This window comes from Reichenbachiella sp. (assembly GCF_033344935.1).
Classification (GTDB): domain Bacteria; phylum Bacteroidota; class Bacteroidia; order Cytophagales; family Cyclobacteriaceae; genus Reichenbachiella.
Genome location: NZ_JAWPMM010000001.1, coordinates 960,630 through 978,621 on the forward strand (window position 1 = coordinate 960,630; position 17,992 = coordinate 978,621).

The following is a 17,992-nucleotide window of genomic DNA, read 5'->3' on the forward strand; positions in this document are numbered from 1 at the left end:
TTTTATTTATTAACAGTTGCTCGCCCTATACTGTGGTAGGTATAACCAAGCTCTGCCATGGTTTCTGTGTTATAAAGATTTCTACCATCAAAGATTAGTTTATTCTTTAATGTTCCATCTAACTTAGAAAAGTCTGGGGTTCGGAATACTGGCCATTCGGTCATGATAAGAAGTGCATCGGCATCCTTGGCAGCATCATACTCGTCGTTGCAAAACTCAATTTGGTCTCCAAATACCTCTTTAACGTTTTCCATAGCTTCTGGATCATAAGTTTTGACTTTTGCTCCAGCCGCGAGTAACTCTTTTATATTCAACAAAGCCGGTGCTTCTCTGATATCATCAGTATAAGGCTTGAAAGCAAGCCCCCAAACTGCAAAAGTTTTACCTGATAAATCTCCATTGTAATGAGCTTTGATTCTTTCGATCAATTTCATTTTCTGAGATTCATTTTTATTCATGACAGCTGTCAGTATTTCGAAGTTGTAATCCACTTCTTTAGCAGATTTGGCTAGTGCTTGAACGTCTTTAGGAAAGCAGCTACCTCCATATCCTATACCTGCAAAAAGGAATCTTTTTCCAATTCTTGAATCGGTGCCCACGCCCTTTCTAACTGCATCTACATCCGCACCCACCAATTCACACATATTGGCGATTTCGTTCATGAAAGTAATTTTAGTGGCTAAGAATGAGTTCGCCGCATATTTGGTCAATTCTGCAGATTTCTCATCCATTACGATGATTGGATTGCCTTGTCTAACCAAAGGAGCATAAAGATCATCCATGATCTTTTTAGCTCGATCAGAAGAAGTGCCGATCACTACTCTGTCAGGCTTCATGAAATCATCGAGAGCAACGCCCTCTCTTAGGAATTCAGGATTTGAAACAACGTCAAAATCTACTTTCGCTCCTTTTTTGATATTAGCAGTAACTTTTTCTGCCGTGCCAACAGGTACAGTGCTTTTATCGACAATTACTGTGTAATTTTCCAACAATGGGCCTAGTTCATCGGCTACTCCTAAGATATATTTAAGATCTGCCGAGCCATCCTCTCCTGGAGGTGTTGGTAGAGCTAAGAATATTATTTTAGCATCCTTTATTCCTTCGGCTAAGTTTGTAGTGAACTCTAGTCTCCCTTGTTTGATGTTTCTTTCAAATAGTAAATCAAGGCCTGGTTCATAGATAGGCATGATTTTATTTTTTAGTTTTTCAACTTTTTTCTCATCAATATCTATACAGGTAACATGATTCCCTGTTTCTGCAAAACAAGTTCCTGTAACCAATCCTACGTATCCAGTTCCTACTACAGCAATTTTCATATTCTAAGTCAATTTTTAAAGGCGCAAAAATAAAGCGAAAGGTTTAATATTTGGAATCAATCGTGCATTAATAAGTAATTTTTATAGATAACTATTCTAGTGTCGTCTGACCTAATTTTATGAATCTTTTCCCGAGGTAAAGAAACAATATTCAAACCGAAGAGCATATATGGCGAAAATATTTTTTAATATTGCTGTTAACAATTGATAACCAACAAGATAAGATGAATAATATTAGCGAAAATACGCCGGAATTGGTTGCGGAGAACTGCCAAATGATAAAAGATATGGTAAATGATTTCTGTGAAAAGGAAATAAAACCGAATATCATGAAATGGGATGAAACCCAAGAATTTCCAATTCCTCTTTTTAAGAAGCTTGGTGAGCTAGGTCTGATGGGAGTTCTTGTTCCACAAGAGTACGGAGGGTCTGGATTTGGTTATCATGAGTATGTGACAGTAGTTTCTGAAATAGCAAAGGTTTGCGGATCAATAGGCCTATCTGTTGCAGCTCATAATTCCTTGTGTACAGGGCACATTATGCAATTTGGCAATGAAGAGCAAAAGAAACGTTGGTTGCCTAAGTTGGCAAGTGCAGAATGGATAGGTGCTTGGGGGCTCACAGAACCCAATACAGGATCTGATGCAGGGAACATGAAAACTACTGCCGTGAAGGATGGTGATCATTGGGTAATCAATGGGACTAAGAATTTTATCACACATGGAATTTCAGGAGATGTAGCTGTTGTAATGACCAGAACGGGTGAGCCAGGTGATTCTCATGGGATGACTGCCTTTGTAGTGGAAAGAGGAACTCCGGGTTTCTCAGGAGGAAAAAAGGAAGATAAATTAGGAATGCGCGCATCAGAAACTGCAGAAATGATATTTGATGATTGTCGTGTACCTGCAGAAAATTTGCTTGGAGAAGTAGGAGAAGGTTTTGTCCAAGCATTAAAAATATTGGACGGTGGTAGAATTTCTATTGCTGCTTTAGGGTTAGGGATTGCTCAAGGAGCTTTAGATGCTGCAGTAGCTTATTCTCAAGAGAGACAACAATTCAATCAGTCGATTTCTAAGTTTCAAGGCATCTCATTCAAAATAGCGGACATGGCTACACAGGTGATGGCATCCCGATTATTAATTAAGGAAGCAGCAGAGCTCAAGAACCAAGGTAAGAGTGTGAATAGGGAATCTGCAATGGCTAAACTACATTCTTCAGAAACAGCAGTAAGTGTATCAAATGATGCGGTGCAGATATTTGGAGGTTATGGTTACGTAAAGGACTTTCCTGTGGAGAAATTCTATAGAGATTCAAAACTTTGTACAATTGGAGAAGGCACTTCAGAGATACAAAAATTAGTGATTGCCAGAACACTATTTGATAAGTAGAATAAATAATTTAAGATAATTATAGAAACGGGTTGTGAATTAATGACAAGTGTCATAAATTTGCAGCCCGTTTAAAAATAGAAGATAATGTTGATTATTAACGTAAAGGAAAACGAATCAGTCGATAGAGCGCTTAAGAGATTCAAAAAGAAGTTTGAGAAAACTGGTGTTTTGAAGCAATTGAGAGCTAGAACAGCCTTCAAGAAACCTTCTGTTGCAAGAAGAGAAGAGCTGATTAAAGCGGCTTACAAGCAAAAAATGTACGCCAAAGAAAACTACTAAGATCAGTAGTTTTTGTGCTTGGTTTTTTATAAGTTAGTATAGCCTTACATCAAGGTTATACTAATGATAAAACCATTCCTCAAATACCTCCTACAAGAAAAAAGATACAGTTCTCACACTGTACAAGCCTATGAGACTGATCTCCTTCAGTTTCAAGATTACTTGGAATGTATTGATTTAGAATTGACCCTTGAAGAAGCAGGTCACAAAATGCTGCGTGCATGGGTGGTTTCGCTAATTGAAGCGGATATAAATCCTCGTTCTGTCAATCGTAAGATTGCATCCCTGAGATCGTACTATAAATTCCTTCTGAAACGGGAGGTAATATCAGAAAATCCTGCAACCAAACTCCGTCCACTTAAAACTGCCAAAGCCTTACCTGAGTTTGTCCTTAAGGATGAAATGGATAACCTTTTGGATAGGGTGGAGTTTTCAAATGACTTCGAGGGAACTCGTGACAAGCTCGTCATTGAACTACTTTATGGTACAGGTATTCGATTATCAGAATTGATACATCTAAAAGATCAAGACGTCGATCATTTTAATCAAAGCATAAAGGTTTTAGGAAAAAGAAATAAAGAAAGAATTATTCCTTTGACATTGGACAACATTCGGCTCATAGAGGCGTATGGAAAAGTAAAGGGCCAAGTTGGAGTAACCAATGATTGGCTGCTCACAACCGACAAAGGAAAAAAGTGCTACCCAATGATGGTGTATAGAATCGTACAGAAGTATTTGGGATACATTTCAAAAGTGTATAAGAAGAGCCCTCATGTGTTGCGACATACCTATGCGACACACTTGTTAAACAACGGTGCAGATCTGAATGCAGTCAAAGATTTACTGGGACATTCCAGTTTGGCAGCCACTCAGGTATACACGCACAATTCTTTGGATAAATTGAAGTCGGTCTTCGACCAAGCGCATCCAAAGGCTTAAATTATTTTCTAACATTAAATATTAATCTTATGAAGTTACAGTTTCATTCCCTTCATTTTGACGTAGATCAAAAATTGGTTGATTTCATTCAAAAGAAAGTTGACAAATTAGAGACGTTTTATGATAGGATCATTGACGGAGAGGTGATCTTGAAGGTCGAAAAAGACGACTCGAGAGAAAACAAGATAATAGAGATTAAATTGAATATACCAGGTGGACAGGTGTTTTCAAAAGAGCAAGCAAAGTCATTCGAAGCTGGTGCTGATGAGGCAGTAGAAGCCCTCAGAAGGCAACTAAAAAAGAAAAAAGAGAAGATGATGGCTCATTGAGTCTGATAAGTATAATCTTAAAACCCGATTCATTGAATCGGGTTTTTTTATACCCAAAGTTTAGTCAACCGATTATATTTGATGCATGCAAAATCTGTACTTGGAGGTTCTGGAGCTGTCACCTGGCGCAACTAAATCTGAAGTTAAATCAGCCTACAGGCGATTGTCCAAGCGGTATCATCCCGACGTTAACAAAGATGATAATGCCAATGAAAAATTCATAGAAGTCAACGAGGCCTACAAGTTCCTCACAGGTGTAGGCCCTAGGCCAGTTACCATCAATCAAGCGGCTCCTTCTTATGATTACGATGTCCAAGATCATGCCTATGATGATTGGAGGAGGAAGGCTAAGGCTTACGCTAGAAAAAAGGCCGAGGATGAACTTAGAAGACAAGAGTACTTGACTAAAACATTTTTGAAAGTGTTTGAATCAGTAAGCCTTGTCTTGACATTGATTAATCTCATCCTTGTGGTGGATTTGATACTTCCCAATAAAACTCAACTGGGTAGGCAAGTGGACTCTACCGTGTTTTGGGAAAATCACTATGGATACTATGAATCATTGTGGATTGATGAATACGAGTTTAAAGTCAAAAAAAATGAGCTGAATTTCCTTTTTGTTGATGCCAATATAGATCGAGTGCGGTTATATACGACAGCTATATTTAATCAGCCGATTAAGGCTGAATTTGAGATTGCATGGAAGACGTATGCAATTAGGCAATTTGCTGGTGTATTTGGTTTTTTTAGTTTTATTCCATTCCTTCTAGTAGGTGTTTGGAGCTTGTATAAATTGATACGTACGACTTTAGATGCCCAACTTTCGCTGTCAGTGATTTATATATTTTTAATATTTATGGAAATAATTATTTATCTAATCTCTCAGTAATGGTCCTTGAAGTTGCGATTTTGAATGTTAAACCAAACGAATCCGACCGGTTTGAGCAAGCCTTTGTTAAAGCTGAATTAATTATCTCATCGATGAAGGGATATTGAACATGATTTGATGAAATGTGTAGAAAAGGAAAATCAGTATATACTGCTAGTAAAATGGAATACTTTAGAGGATCATGAAATTGGCTTTCGTCAATCTAAGGAATATCAGGAATGGAAAGCCTTATTGCATCATTTTTACGAGCCGTTTCCTGAAGTGCAGCATTATACCAAGGTGAACTGAAACTGGCCACGCTCGGCGCGACCAGTGAACTCAAATAACCATTTTTCAAGTTTGAACTACAAGGGATAACTGCTGCTCGATTGCACTTCTACAATTTGAGCCGTGTGTCGTTCTGCATGCGCGCTAAGAAGAATTGTCCATTGATACGCGGACAATTTGTCTCCCAATGGGCTGGACCAGTAATAGGCGTTTAAATCCACATCGGTATTTTTCACAAAGTCCATGGTGGCTTTTCTTGCCGCCTTGTATTCTGTCATAAACTGAGCTGGGGTTTTTAAGGCACCTGTTGGTTCAAAACGTTCATTGGTTTTTCTCCTTTTGCCGTCTCCTCTATCCTTTAGTCCCACGATAATTTCTTCATTAGAGATCAAGTCTGCTTCATCTACCTGCCTATTGGCCTCATCCGTAATGATCTTGTTTTGAATCAACACCAGAATGTTTTTTTCTGCGATCAGCATGTGTTCGCAAATGCCAGCGATAGACCAGCTTTCGGCATCGGGCTGATAGGTCCATTGCTCGTGTGATAAATTTTCTACAGCACTAAACGCCAATGACATGGAAGAATTCAGGTAGTTGGTCGTGTACTTAATTTCTTTTTTTGATAATGATCGATTGGATGCTGCACTGGTTAGAACCAATGCCAGCATCATAAGTGAAATTGTTTTCATAGTAATTAAATTTTGGTTTATGACCTTAGTTACGACGCATGCCACGGGGTGACTGCTAAAACTTCGAATACTCTAATGAATGGTAGGGCTTTTAGCGATGAATGGTCTTACTGAGCCATCCATTTTTTAAACTCTCCGCTGCGATAGCGGCTGATCATGGCTGCAGCAGGGATTTCAGGGGCAGTCGGTGAGAGCCTGATTTGTAGCTTTTGATTCACTTCTTTCAATACCGTGTCAATGGCCTGCAGCTTCACCAAATATTGGCGGTTAACTTGAAAAAAGTCATCTAGATTATAGGCTTCCTTTACTTCATTCAACGAATTGAATTGGGTAATCCATTTTCGACCTTCGTTGGTGATTATGTAGACAATGCCAGATTGAGAATAGAGATAAGCAATGTCCGATGACTCAATGAGATGTGTCTTTCGGCCGTTAGTGATATGCCATATATCGTTAGCCCTGGAAGGAATGTCTGCAGATTGTGAGAGGTATAAATCCCTCGTAATGAAATAGAGGGTTTCTAATAAAATAATCAACTCGGCAATAAATAATGAAGAAAGAAACCGAGTGACGGGCGTGATCACGCCAAACACAAAATAGTTGATGTTATAAATCAAAAGACCAAATACTAAGGCGGTCAGAACTCCAGAGATTATTAGTTGCCTAAAGATAGAGTGTCTGTTGAATGGTTCAGATTTAAAACGCTTTCTAAGCGTATTGTAACAAATGAAGTTGGCCTCGCAGCAGATCGCGCAAATCAGCAGGATGAAAGAAAAAGTCAAAAATGGAAATTGATAACCAGCTTCAAATGGTAGTTTCTTATAGGCGACTAGATGCGTGAGGACCAGAGCCAGAATAGGCAATATCATGTATCTCAGCAGTCGTGTGTTGATTTGGTAGAGTTTTGAGCGCATCGTGAATAGCTTACGCAAAATGCTAGGCAGAGGTTGAAAGTCATTTCCTTTCATTTTGCAGAACTAATTGGAATCACTTTCGTATATTACCTCTGCAAAATAAAAGTATATATGAAAAGAAGCACAATAGGCGAATTTGAAGAAATGGTATTGCTCATGGTACTGATCCTTCAAGACGAAGCTTATATGATCAGTTTGCAAAAAGAATTGCTTGATCAGGCCAGTCGATCGATTACCATGGGGGCACTGCATACCACACTTTCAAGATTGGAAAAAAAAGGATTGTTGACCTCAGAAATGGGTGAACCCACTAAAGAAAGAGGAGGCAGAAGAAAACGAATTTATCAAGTGACTGCTGCAGGTAAGACGGAATTGAGTGCTATCAAAGAAATGCGTAAATCTCTTTGGGATCAGGTGCCACGGTTTGCACTCAAATTTGCTTGATGTCGACAGGTCACTACGATATACCCAATTGGACCAAGAGATTCATTCACACTTGCTGCAGAGAAGAATTGCACGAAGAAATTGAAGGCAATTTGATCGAGTACAGGGAAGGACTCAATCCCAAGTCTCGAAAATCTAAGTGGCAATTTTTATATCAAGTCCTGACCTACATCAGACCATCTACCCTAAAATCAATAAGTCAAAACTCAAGATTCTACATCATGTTCAACTTCAACATTTTACAAACTATCCGTGGACTCTGGATGCATCGCTCCACCACTGTGCTAAATATCAGCGGCTATGCCTTGGGGATGCTATGTGTTTCCGTATTGTTTTTCTATATCAAAGGTGAATTGGCTTATGACCAGTTTCATCATAACAAAGAAGAGATCTATCGCGTCATTCGCTTGAGCGAAATGAATGGTGAGAAGTACAAGATCGGGGTAACTTCCGGTCCGTATGCCCCGCATTTGGCACTTGATTTTCCGGCGGACATTCAAAGTACCTTGCGGATTTATTCAACAGAGGCATTGTTTGAATACGAGGACAAAGTATTCAAAGAAGACAAATTACTGTTTGCTGATCCTAATTTTTTCGAGTTCTTCACTTTTCCATTATCCATAGGAGACCCAGCGTCTGTGTTGGAACAGCCCAACGCCCTCGTACTCTCCAAAAAAGCCGCCAGAAAATATTTCGGTGATGAGAATCCATTGGGCAAAACTTTGATCCTGGACAAGGAAGAACCATTCATAGTGACTGGCGTAATGGATGACTGGCCGGCTGATTCTCATTTGGATTTTGAGTTTATGGGGTCTATGAAATACATCGAAGATTTCAGCTTTATGAAAGGCTGGTGGAATAATGGCCTATTCACCTATGTGAGAGTAGAATCTGCTTTCATTGCCAATGGTCTTAATACCAAATTCCCACAGTTCATGGACAAATATTTTGGTAAGGACTTTGAGCGTTCGGGAAAACGAATAGACATAGAACTAGAAGCTCTTAGTGACATCTATTTTGACAAAGTACGATATGACTGGGCCAGGCACGGCAACAAGGATGCAGTCATTTTATTGGCGGGAGTAGCCATCGCCATCTTATTTATTGCCTGCTTCAATTATTTGAATTTGGCCATCGCTCTTTCGTTTAGACGCGCCAAGGAAATTGGCATGCGAAAGGTATTAGGAGGGAATAAACTAAGATTGGTGATACAGTTTTTAGGTGAGTCATTAATGGTGTGCCTGGTGGCTATAGTGCTAGCCGTGGCATTGACCGAAGTAGTCTTGCCAACATTCAATCGCATGTTCGACTTGTCTATTGTAACCTCGTGGCTTGACCCACTAGTGCTTATATTTTTTGCTGTGCTCATGCTGGTTACGGTTTTGCTCTCTGGGTTATATCCAGCGCTTTTACTCTCTAGTTTAAAACCACTAGAAGTTTTTAAAGGACAGACCCACCTTCGGAAGAACAATTTGTGGTTGAGAAAGGGCTTGGTGGTGGCCCAGTTTTCCATTTCTATATTTATGATCATTTCTACTTTGATCATCAAAGAACAGCTGGATTTTGTCAACAGTAAAAGCCTTGGCTTTGATCGGGAAGCCATTGTGATGGTGGATTTCGACAACGAGGAAATTCGAGAGCACCGTGATACGTTTAAAGAAAGATTGAAGCAAAGTTCAAAAATAAAACGAGTGACTTCTATGTCTGGCGAACCAGGCGGTTTCCACGATGGCACTACCGTTGATTTCCTGGGAGATGTGTTGGATATCCGAACCCGAACAGCTTTTGTGGATGAAGACTATCTGAGTGTTTTTAATATCGAATTGGCCGCTGGCAGGGATTTCTCCAACGAGTACAGACTCAATGATGCTCATGCGGCATTGATCAATGAGAAAACCGTTCAGGATTTGGGGCTGTCACTTGACGAAGCCATAGGGACTAAATTTAAAATACCCATGTGGGATACGTTAGAGCATGTGGTAGTAGGCGTTACCAAAGATTACCACTTCAATTCACTTCGACATGAAATGGAACCTTTAATTATTGTGCCTGGGCTATACCATCGAAGAATGGGGATCAAACTGGATCCCAATCATATTTTTGAAGGCTTGAGAGAGGTAGAAGAAATCTACGCTGAGCTGGCTCCTAACTATCCCATCACCTACGAGTTTATGGATGATTCATTGGCACAGTTGTATGCAGAGGAAAAGCAACAGAGCCAGATTTTTCAGATGTTTTCTGGGGTGTCTATTTTCTTGGCCTGTTTAGGAATCTTTGGATTGGTATCGTTTGTAGTCGAGCGTAGACGCAAAGAATTTGGCATACGAAAGGCGTTAGGTGCTAGTGTAGTTACACTATTACAGATCATTGCTCGGGAGTTTGTGCTAATGATCGGAGTGGCCGGCCTCATTGCCATTCCTTTGGCTTGGTACGCCATCCAACTATGGCTAGAAAACTTCGCTTATCGAATCGTATTGGCAGAATCTTGGGAGATATTTCTGGTCGGGGCAATAGCTGCTTTGCTATTAGCCTTGGTGACTATCTTTATTCGCTCCATTCGCTCGGCCAATGCCAACCCTACAGAGAGTCTAAGGTATGAGTGATAAGTCTGAAAATTAATGGGGTAGGTTTTGAGTTGGAGAAGGAATAGATATATTTAGTCTATGAAAAAAATCCTTTCCCTGCTCGCTATAGGCAGTCTATTTATCATGTATGGCTCATTTGTATCGGAAACCCCTTTTAGTGATGGTCCCTATGTTTTCGACAAAGGGAAGAAAAGACTAGTACAATGGGTCGAAGACAGTATGGCCAAAAAGAAGATGTTGTCACCAAAAAACTATTCCAAATTCAAAAGCAAGGATGAAAAGTACTTCAATCCGAAGTACCTTTTTTCAGGGTATACCAACGAAGATATAGGCACATTTGAATTCGATGGAGTAGAAAAAATAGCTGCACTTAGTGACATCCATGGTCAGTATGATTTGTTTATCAAAATCCTTAGAAACAATGGAATCATAGATGATCAAAATCAATGGGCTTATGGGAATGGTCATTTTGTAGTCGTCGGGGATATTTTTGACAGGGGGGACAAAGTGCAAGAATGCCTTTGGTTTGTGTATCAATTGGAGCAGCAGGCGGCCGAAGCCGGAGGCAAAGTGCATTACTTGCTAGGCAATCATGAAGTGATGGTGCTAACTGGTGATCTCAGATATATTCATGATAAATACCATCAGACAGAGCAATTGTTTCAGATGCCCTATTGGCAAATATTTGGACCCGAGTCTGAGCTTGGTAAATGGCTGCGAACCAAGCCAGTGACTATCCGAATCAATGATATTCAGTTTGTGCATGGGGGGCTTTCACCAGCACTGACGGTCAGCAAGTTTACTGCAGCTGAAATCAATAGTACTTTTTCGGATAAAATCATTGATGCTACACCGCAAGATTCGATTTACAACGATCCAAGAATCAAATTTTTAAACAAATCACAAGGTCCCATTTGGTACAGAGGATATTTCAGAGATGACAATTTTAATGAGTCACAATTGGATACTGTTCTCGACTATTTCGGCGTTGAGCGAATTGTGGTAGGTCATACATCACAGGATCGAGTACTGTCCGTTTTCAACGATAAAGTGATTGTGGTAGATTCCAGTATCAAACTCGGTGAATCTGGTGAGATTCTTTTTGTAGAAAGTGGAGAGCCCTCCATTGGAAATATGGTGGGAGATAGACGAAAACTTTAGGTTCTACTCCTGTTCTGGGTACCAATTGACCAGTCTGACTTCAATTTCATCTGAGCCTACATTGATCAATCGTTTGAAAGTTTCTACATCACTAAAGCCACCTTTTCCACGATAGTGGAAAGGGTAGACCACTTTAGGTTTGAATTCCATCACGGCATCGGCAGCAGCTTCTACTGTCATCGTGTAGGGCAGGTTCATACAGACAAACGCGATATCAATATTCTCCAAATTCCTCATTTCGCTGATGTCTTCGGTATCGCCAGAGATATAAATACGTTTATTGTCTATAGTCAAAACATACCCATTACCTCGACCCTTTGGATGTCTGGAGGTAGAATCTTCGGGAAGGTTGTACATCGGAATGGCTTCAATAGTAACATTTTGAATCGTAGTTTTTTCTCCATTGGCCAAGGCTGTTAGGTTGGTGAAAGTCGGTGTTAGTTTTTCGACAACTGCTTGCGGGGCAAGGATTGGTGTAGCCTGGGCGCTTAATTCATTTAGTGTTTCCAGATTCATGTGATCACCATGAATGTCTGTAATCAGTATCAAACTAGGCTCACCTATTCCTTCAAATCCTTTTTTGCCTCCATAAGGGTCCACATAGATTGTTTGATCTTCGTATTTTATCGCCATAGTCGCATGCAAAACCGGGTAGATTTTAATTTCACCATTCATGGTGGGGATGATTTCTGGCGCTGAGGATTGGCTGATGGCCAACTGATGGCATAAAATGAAACTGAAGAGGCAGATGATCGTTCGCATATAAGATTGAATTACGGTATGTTTTCAATTTAATATTTTTTCTAAGGACACCTACTATGACTATCAAACAACTGACACAAAAATTGCAAGAAATCTATAAAGGGAGCCCTTGGCATGGTGCTTCCTTATCGACGCAACTTTCAAATATTCTGGCAGAGCATTATACAAAAGGCGTTGGGGCAAACCAAAAGTCGATCGCACATTTGTTAGAACATATGTTGGCTTGGCGCCAATTGGCGATTGAAGTATTGAAAGGAAATAAGGAATACACTATCTCTTTAAACAGTAAAATAGATTGGCCGGAGCCTAAACCTGTTGGAGAACCTAAAGCTCATTACTTATCCAAGTTGGAAGAGTCGCAAGAGGAGTTGCTTGCTTTGCTAAAAAGCAAAGAGGGTAGTTGGCTAAAAGAGCAAACACCCAATAAGACTTATCAGAATGAGTTTTTATTGCAGGGTATTGTGGAACACGATCTGTATCACTCCGGTCAGATTGGCATTTTCAATTCGTTGTTGAAAGCCTAAAACAATTCCATCTGGTTGTCATCTTTGATTTTTCTGAATAGGGACAAATCAAAGGGATGTTTTTCAAGTCCCAATTTGTATTTGCGCTTAGCCAGGGCAAACATCTGATGAATCTGGTTAGACAATTCCCCTTCGCCTCTCATCCGGGTTTTGTAACGGCTATCATTCAGAGACCCTCCGTGCAACTCCTTGATTTGATTCAGAACTTTTTCTGCGCGATCAGGGAAATTCTTCTCCACCCAGTCGGTGAAAATCTCAGGAATGATACCATTGAGCCGGATGATGGTATAGGCCAAGTCGGTAGCGCCATTTTCGGATACTTTTTCTGCCAGTTTCATGATTTCCATACTATTGATTGAAGGAATGATGGGAGCCATCATGACCATCGTAGGAATGCCAGCTTCGGACAAACTTCTGATCGCATTGAGTCGGACGCCTACGGCGCTGGTTCTGGGTTCTAGCAGGCTTCTGGTTTTGTCTTTGAGTGAAGTGAGCGAGATCACCACTTTGGCCAGTTTCAGTTTCGCCAATTCGCTCAGTATATCGATGTCTCTTGTCACCATGGCGTTTTTGGTGATGATGCCTATCGGGTGGCGGTACTTGAGACAAACTTCAAGAATGGACCTAGTGATTTTTAGCTTTCGCTCAATGGGCTGGTAGCAGTCCGTATTGCCAGACAGCATGATGGGTACAGGTTTCCAACTTTTGGATTTGAACTTTTCGCGTAGGAGCTCCGCTGCGTTTTCTTTAATTAATATTTTGGTTTCGAAGTCGGTGCCAGCGCTATAGCCCCAATATTCGTGTGAATTTCGTGCGTAGCAATAGATACAGCCATGTTCGCAACCCTGGTAGGGATTGAGCGAATAGGAAAACGGAATATCAGGACTTTCGACCTTATTTACGATCGTTTTAGGATGGACGGTGATGTATTCTGTCTTAGGCTTGCGCTCCTTTTCTCCAGCCTGATGGAGGTGTTGCAAAAAGGATAAATCCTTTTCGTAGCTGTGTTCTAAGAAACGATTGTCAGGGTTGATTTGCGCTCCCCTGCCTTTGATGTAATCCATTTAACTGATGCGTTTGCCTACCCAAAATAAGAGCCTACTAAATTACTAAAATATTTAGCAATTAGTTTTGAAAGCACCTGAATTGTTAGAAGAAAGTGAACAAAAAGTGTTGGATCTTGAGTACGTCATGAGGCTGTCTAAACGACTTTTTGATAATATGGAAGACGATTTCAAAAATCCTTTTGCTACTCCACCAAAATTCATCATATTGCTCAATTAAAATTTTTACTGAATGGCAGGATACAGTCTCATCACACACAAGGGGAAAGAAATTTTATACGTCGATTACACCGGCATGAGCAAGGAGGAAATACTTCAAGTGATGGACGAGGCTACGGACTACGCTTTGAAGCTTGATAGGCCTATGCTTCGTTTATCCGATATGACAGGTGTCTTTGCCGTACCAGAAGTAGTAGAAAAAGCCAAATCAAGCGGTAAAGTTACGCATCACCTCACCATCAAAAGAGCCGCCGTAGGTATCACCGGAGCCAAAAAAGTCCTCTTCAATGCCTATAACCGTTTTACTGGGAACAACACCCGCGCCTTCGATACGGTGGAGGATGCGAAGGATTGGTTGGTGATTTAGATTAATCCTTTTAATTTAGGGTGGTTGCAACGTGAGTAACACGTATAACTTATTACGATATTTATCAGCAAACAGGCATTTAGATTAACTTCCACAAAAGGATGGCTTATGATGCTCTTTCATCGACAACACGAAAAACAAGAATTAGGCTTCTAAATTCTTGCGCAGCCTATATCGTGGTTCAAACTTTTCAGATAGATGTTGAAGCTAATGGTTTGTTCAAAATTCCGGAGGGTTCTCCTGATGGAATTTTATCGATGCTAACATTGGGCTTGATGTGTTTTCTATTTATTTCCTTTCTCATCTATGGCTACGATGATTGGAGAAGTATTGAACCAAAAGGACCATTAAGGCATGCAAATTCAATTAAGGAGAACTTCCTCTTGGAAATAAGAAGGGCGATGGGGAAGACCCAAGGAAGGGATGTTAAGCATGTTTGGAGGGATAAGTATAAGTTAAATCAAGACGCAAATAAAATTCATGAAGAGCTATTAGCTCAAACCAAAGCAGGTGTTGAAAAAGTTGATAATCTTCTTGAAAGAAATCAGATATTTGATTTGTTGTTAGTAGAAAACAGAAAAGATATTTACGAAGCTTATAAGGATTATTCCATAAATCACGCAATAATGGCCATAGTAATTGGCAAGGTAGGTTAGATGTATTTAATGTTGACCTAAGAATCTTTTGGGAATTCATATTTCCTGTGATTGCTTTTACGATTAGCGTATTTGCACCACTATATTCTAATTTGTTGCTGTCAATAATAGATTAATTTTTAACAGTGGTGTTCTCAATCATGAAGCTAGTCATTGTGTGTAGTTTAATGCCGAAAATCTTCATCTTACCATCCTAATTTTAGCTACTGGTATCAACTCACCTTGAGTTGCCATAATAAACATTTCTCACCCCAAATGCCTATCTTTGAGTTATGAGCAGAGACGAAGTAAAAACAGCCATCAAGGAACTACTGGACAATACACCAGAGCAAGTACTTCAAGAAGTATACGACTATTTGAAATCTGTTCAAGGCAAATCTGAATCTTCTGTATCTCTTTCCCAGAACCTCAGAACTATCTTATCTGAAGACAAAGAATTGCTTGAACGATTAGCTAAATGATTTCACTGAAAGGAGCACTTGAAATACATGCTATTCTCATTGAGCGGTTTGGAGGTGCAAATGGAATACGGGATCCAAAGCTATTGGATTCGGCATTAAATCGGCCATTTCAAACATTTGATAGTAAAGAACTCTACCCAACACCAATAGATAAAGCGTCCGCTATTTTGGAGAGTATTGTTAAGAATCATCCATTCACAGACGGTAACAAAAGAACTGGTTATGTATTAGCTCGACTTCTTCTTATGAATGCTGGATTTGATATTATGGCCAACCAGGAAGAAAAGTATCAATTCGTAATTTCAGTCTCACGAAGTGAACTGGATTTTGAACAGATAAAAGATTGGTTGGGCAAACATGCGACCAATAGTTAACTCATTTGAATTTCCCCAAAAACCAATCTTTAACTTACCAGTCAATCCTTACATTTGCAGCACTACAAATTCAAACCCTGAACCATGGCAAACTTAGAGTGGAAAACTGAGAAAGAATACGAAGAAATCACCTTCAAGACTTTGGATGGCGTGGCCCGCATCGCCTTCAACAGGCCCGAGTGCCGCAATGCCTTCACGCCCAAAACAGTGGATGAGCTGTGGGAGGCCTTAATCATTTGTCATGAAAGCCAGGAAATTGGCGTGGTATTGATCACAGGTGAGGGGCCGTCTCCGAAGGATGGAGGCTGGGCGTTTTGCTCTGGTGGTGATCAGCGCGTACGATCCAATACGGGTTACAAAGGCGCCAATGGCGTGAATCGCTTCAATATCTTAGACGTACAGCGTCAGATCCGCTTTATGAACAAAGTAGTAATTGCTGTTGTACCCGGCTGGGCAGTAGGAGGAGGGCACAGTTTGCACGTGGTTTGCGACATGACCATCGCCAGCAAGGAGCACGCGATCTTCAAACAAACAGATGCCGATGTGGCCAGCTTCGACGGTGGTTTTGGATCTGCCTATCTGGCCAGACAAGTAGGCCAAAAGAGAGCAAGAGAAATCTTCTTTTTAGGAGCTGACTACTCGGCGCAAGAAGCCTACGAGATGGGAATGGTCAATAAAGTTGTGCCGCACGATGAGCTAGAGCAAACCGCCTACGACTGGGCGCAAGAAATCATGACCAAGAGCCCGACAGCGATAAAAATGCTGAAATTCGGATTCAATCTGATCGACGATGGTTTGGTGGGACAGCAGGTATATGCCGGAGAGGCTACTCGACTGGCTTATGGCACGGATGAAGCCGTAGAAGGCAGAAACGCATTCTTAGAAAAAAGAAAACGCGACTTCTCTAAGTTTCCTAAGTTTCCTTGATACAATTTTGAATTTAGACATTGTAGAAGCCTGTCCTGCCTTTTTGAGAACAAAAGAATTATATGGTAAAGATTGAGTAAGGGTTAAACTCAATCCTCTCCTGATCTTTCTAGTAGCTTCTGATCCATGTTTTTGGTGGCTTTGGCGCCGAGCTTTTTCATTTTCTCCGCGCGATTGATCAGGTTGCCTTTGCCTTCGTAAAGTTTTTTGGCGGCTTCTACGTACACTTTTTGCGTGAGATCCAGTTGTCGGCCGATACCTTTTACGTCTTCAGTAAAGGCTACAAATTTGTCGTACAAATTGCCGCCTTCTTTGGCAATTTCTATGGCGTTTTTGCTTTGTGCATCCTGCTTCCAGATATAGGACACTGTTCTCAGTGTTGCCATAAGCGTACTTGTCGACACGAGTACAATATTTTTATCAAGTGCTTTTTCATACAGACCTTCATCATGCTGTAAGGCAATGGTTAGAGCTGGCTCATTGGCCACAAATAGCATGATATAATCCGGTTGATTGATGTCGTATAGCTTTTGGTAGTTTTTGTCGCCCAACAGCTTGATGTGTGTATTTACACTTTCCAAATGTGCTTTTAGATATTCTGCTTTTTTGTTTTCATTGTCTTCTTCAAAATATCTGGCGTAAGCAGTTAAGGATACTTTCGAATCTATGACGAGGCTCTTTTCATCCGGAAGATTGACAATGAAATCAAGTCTTTGATTATTTCCTTCTTCGTTTTTGAAATTTTGCTCTCTGGTGTAATGAACATCTTTAAGCAAACCTACTTTTTCTAAGATGCCTTCAAGTTGGCGTTCGCCCCAGTTACCTTGTGTTTTTGAATCTCCTTTTAATGCCCTCACGAGATTTTCGGCCTCTTTGGTCATCTTGATATTAGCTCCTTTCAAGTCTTCGACCTGCTGCTTGAGCGCAGCATTCCACTTCATGCTTTCATTGTTGGTGAGCACCACTTTCTTTTCGAATTCAGATATTTTCTCTCCCAGTGGCTTGAGCAGTTGATCCACTTGTTCTTTGTTGTGGGTGGTGAATTTCTTGCTGTTCTCTTCGAGAATCTCGTTGGCCATGTTTTTGAATTCGGCTGAGAACTTTTCACGGATTTGGTTGAGTTCTTCTTTTTGGGTTTTCAGCGTTTCCTGAAGGTTGCGATAGTCGGATTCTAAGCGCGTATGCTGGTTGTTGAGTTGTACGTTCATTTCACGCTCGCCTTGAAGTTTTTGCTCTATCTCTTTACCACGCTCACTAAGCGACTGCACTTTTTCAGATTCGGCCTGCAGCCTAATTTCAAGCTCTTTGGTTTTGAGCTGTTCCTCTGCATTCTGTGGATTTTGAAATTTTGATTTGGCAATAAGCCAAGCCGCACCTGCTCCTAAAACCAGGCCGGTAAAAAGGTAAACGAAATGATAAACTTCCATAAAACAAA

The 17,992-nt window shown here is 40.5% G+C and carries 21 protein-coding genes and 1 pseudogene; 16 read left to right on the forward strand and 6 right to left on the reverse strand.

The window, feature by feature from the left end; genetic code table 11:
* Positions 1 to 2: 2 nt before the first annotated feature.
* Entirely contained in the window at positions 3 to 1,316 is a 1,314-nt protein-coding gene (locus tag R8N23_RS04145) for a UDP-glucose/GDP-mannose dehydrogenase family protein (RefSeq protein ID WP_318170301.1), read from the reverse strand.
* 224 nt (positions 1,317 to 1,540) lie between these two features.
* On the opposite strand from R8N23_RS04145, the gene R8N23_RS04150 reads away from it, so the two are divergent.
* The 6 genes and pseudogenes from R8N23_RS04150 to R8N23_RS04175 all read left to right on the forward strand — a co-directional run bounded on the left by R8N23_RS04150 (position 1,541) and on the right by R8N23_RS04175 (position 5,431).
* Positions 1,541 to 2,704, forward strand: coding sequence for an acyl-CoA dehydrogenase (locus tag R8N23_RS04150; RefSeq protein ID WP_318170302.1), 1,164 nt, complete (start codon positions 1,541 to 1,543; stop codon positions 2,702 to 2,704).
* A gap of 87 nt (positions 2,705 to 2,791) precedes the next feature.
* Positions 2,792 to 2,986, forward strand: coding sequence for a 30S ribosomal protein S21 (rpsU, locus tag R8N23_RS04155; RefSeq protein ID WP_318170303.1), 195 nt, complete (start codon positions 2,792 to 2,794; stop codon positions 2,984 to 2,986).
* A gap of 63 nt (positions 2,987 to 3,049) precedes the next feature.
* Entirely contained in the window at positions 3,050 to 3,925 is an 876-nt protein-coding gene (locus R8N23_RS04160) for a tyrosine-type recombinase/integrase (protein WP_318170304.1), read from the forward strand.
* Positions 3,926 to 3,954: 29 nt separating this feature from the next.
* Complete coding sequence (gene hpf / locus R8N23_RS04165) at positions 3,955 to 4,254, forward strand: ribosome hibernation-promoting factor, HPF/YfiA family (RefSeq protein ID WP_318170305.1); 300 nt, start codon at positions 3,955 to 3,957, stop codon at positions 4,252 to 4,254.
* Positions 4,255 to 4,339: 85 nt separating this feature from the next.
* Positions 4,340 to 4,507: pseudogene (locus R8N23_RS20940) on the forward strand (DnaJ domain-containing protein); the annotation flags it as partial.
* A 753-nt stretch (positions 4,508 to 5,260) separates the two neighbouring features.
* On the forward strand, positions 5,261 to 5,431 hold the full coding sequence (locus R8N23_RS04175; RefSeq protein ID WP_318170307.1) for a hypothetical protein: 171 nt from the start codon (positions 5,261 to 5,263) through the stop codon (positions 5,429 to 5,431).
* Between the two features lie 56 nt (positions 5,432 to 5,487).
* Here the strand turns inward: R8N23_RS04175 and R8N23_RS04180 are convergent, their stop codons facing one another.
* Positions 5,488 to 6,099: a DinB family protein gene (locus R8N23_RS04180; protein ID WP_318170308.1), complete on the reverse strand. Its 612-nt coding sequence runs from the start codon at positions 6,097 to 6,099 to the stop codon at positions 5,488 to 5,490.
* Between the two features lie 107 nt (positions 6,100 to 6,206).
* On the reverse strand, positions 6,207 to 7,067 hold the full coding sequence (locus R8N23_RS04185; RefSeq protein ID WP_318170309.1) for a LytTR family DNA-binding domain-containing protein: 861 nt from the start codon (positions 7,065 to 7,067) through the stop codon (positions 6,207 to 6,209).
* Positions 7,068 to 7,124: 57 nt separating this feature from the next.
* On the opposite strand from R8N23_RS04185, the gene R8N23_RS04190 reads away from it, so the two are divergent.
* Genes R8N23_RS04190 through R8N23_RS04200 form a run of 3 tightly spaced genes read left to right on the forward strand, consistent with a single transcriptional unit; the run spans position 7,125 to position 11,203 of the window.
* The gene (locus tag R8N23_RS04190; RefSeq protein ID WP_318170310.1) at positions 7,125 to 7,457 is read left to right on the forward strand and encodes a PadR family transcriptional regulator; all 333 of its coding nucleotides are present in this window, start codon (positions 7,125 to 7,127) and stop codon (positions 7,455 to 7,457) included.
* Positions 7,457 to 10,060: an ABC transporter permease gene (locus tag R8N23_RS04195; RefSeq protein ID WP_318170311.1), complete on the forward strand. Its 2,604-nt coding sequence runs from the start codon at positions 7,457 to 7,459 to the stop codon at positions 10,058 to 10,060. The genes R8N23_RS04190 and R8N23_RS04195 overlap by 1 nt, the downstream gene beginning before the upstream one ends.
* Positions 10,061 to 10,120: 60 nt before the next feature.
* Positions 10,121 to 11,203 (forward strand): metallophosphoesterase, encoded by a 1,083-nt coding sequence (locus R8N23_RS04200; RefSeq protein ID WP_318170312.1) that lies wholly within the window; start codon positions 10,121 to 10,123, stop codon positions 11,201 to 11,203.
* Between the two features lie 3 nt (positions 11,204 to 11,206).
* Here the strand turns inward: R8N23_RS04200 and R8N23_RS04205 are convergent, their stop codons facing one another.
* On the reverse strand, positions 11,207 to 11,965 hold the full coding sequence (locus R8N23_RS04205) for an MBL fold metallo-hydrolase (RefSeq protein ID WP_318170313.1): 759 nt from the start codon (positions 11,963 to 11,965) through the stop codon (positions 11,207 to 11,209).
* 56 nt (positions 11,966 to 12,021) lie between these two features.
* On the opposite strand from R8N23_RS04205, the gene R8N23_RS04210 reads away from it, so the two are divergent.
* Entirely contained in the window at positions 12,022 to 12,489 is a 468-nt protein-coding gene (locus R8N23_RS04210; protein ID WP_318170314.1) for a DinB family protein, read from the forward strand.
* On the opposite strand, the gene R8N23_RS04215 is transcribed toward R8N23_RS04210, so the two are convergent.
* Entirely contained in the window at positions 12,486 to 13,553 is a 1,068-nt protein-coding gene (locus tag R8N23_RS04215) for a PA0069 family radical SAM protein (protein WP_318170315.1), read from the reverse strand. The genes R8N23_RS04210 and R8N23_RS04215 overlap by 4 nt on opposite strands.
* A gap of 67 nt (positions 13,554 to 13,620) precedes the next feature.
* Here R8N23_RS04215 and R8N23_RS04220 point away from each other — a divergent pair, with 67 nt between their 5' ends.
* From R8N23_RS04220 to R8N23_RS04245, 6 genes are all read left to right on the forward strand, one after another.
* A complete protein-coding gene (locus R8N23_RS04220; protein ID WP_318170316.1) occupies positions 13,621 to 13,773 on the forward strand; it encodes a hypothetical protein in 153 nt (50 codons plus the stop codon).
* A gap of 12 nt (positions 13,774 to 13,785) precedes the next feature.
* Positions 13,786 to 14,139 (forward strand): hypothetical protein, encoded by a 354-nt coding sequence (locus tag R8N23_RS04225; protein WP_318170317.1) that lies wholly within the window; start codon positions 13,786 to 13,788, stop codon positions 14,137 to 14,139.
* 101 nt (positions 14,140 to 14,240) lie between these two features.
* A complete protein-coding gene (locus tag R8N23_RS04230; protein ID WP_318170318.1) occupies positions 14,241 to 14,795 on the forward strand; it encodes a hypothetical protein in 555 nt (184 codons plus the stop codon).
* Positions 14,796 to 15,067: 272 nt separating this feature from the next.
* Positions 15,068 to 15,256, forward strand: a complete 189-nt coding sequence (locus R8N23_RS04235) for a hypothetical protein (protein WP_318170319.1) — start codon at positions 15,068 to 15,070, stop codon at positions 15,254 to 15,256.
* Positions 15,253 to 15,630, forward strand: a complete 378-nt coding sequence (locus tag R8N23_RS04240; RefSeq protein ID WP_318170320.1) for a type II toxin-antitoxin system death-on-curing family toxin — start codon at positions 15,253 to 15,255, stop codon at positions 15,628 to 15,630. Before R8N23_RS04235 ends, R8N23_RS04240 begins: the two co-directional genes overlap by 4 nt.
* An 84-nt stretch (positions 15,631 to 15,714) precedes the next feature.
* Positions 15,715 to 16,557, forward strand: a complete 843-nt coding sequence (locus tag R8N23_RS04245; protein ID WP_318170321.1) for a 1,4-dihydroxy-2-naphthoyl-CoA synthase — start codon at positions 15,715 to 15,717, stop codon at positions 16,555 to 16,557.
* A gap of 89 nt (positions 16,558 to 16,646) precedes the next feature.
* Here R8N23_RS04245 and rmuC read toward each other — a convergent pair whose 3' ends face one another.
* Complete coding sequence (gene rmuC / locus R8N23_RS04250; RefSeq protein ID WP_318170322.1) at positions 16,647 to 17,984, reverse strand: DNA recombination protein RmuC; 1,338 nt, start codon at positions 17,982 to 17,984, stop codon at positions 16,647 to 16,649.
* Positions 17,985 to 17,992 lie beyond the last annotated feature (8 nt).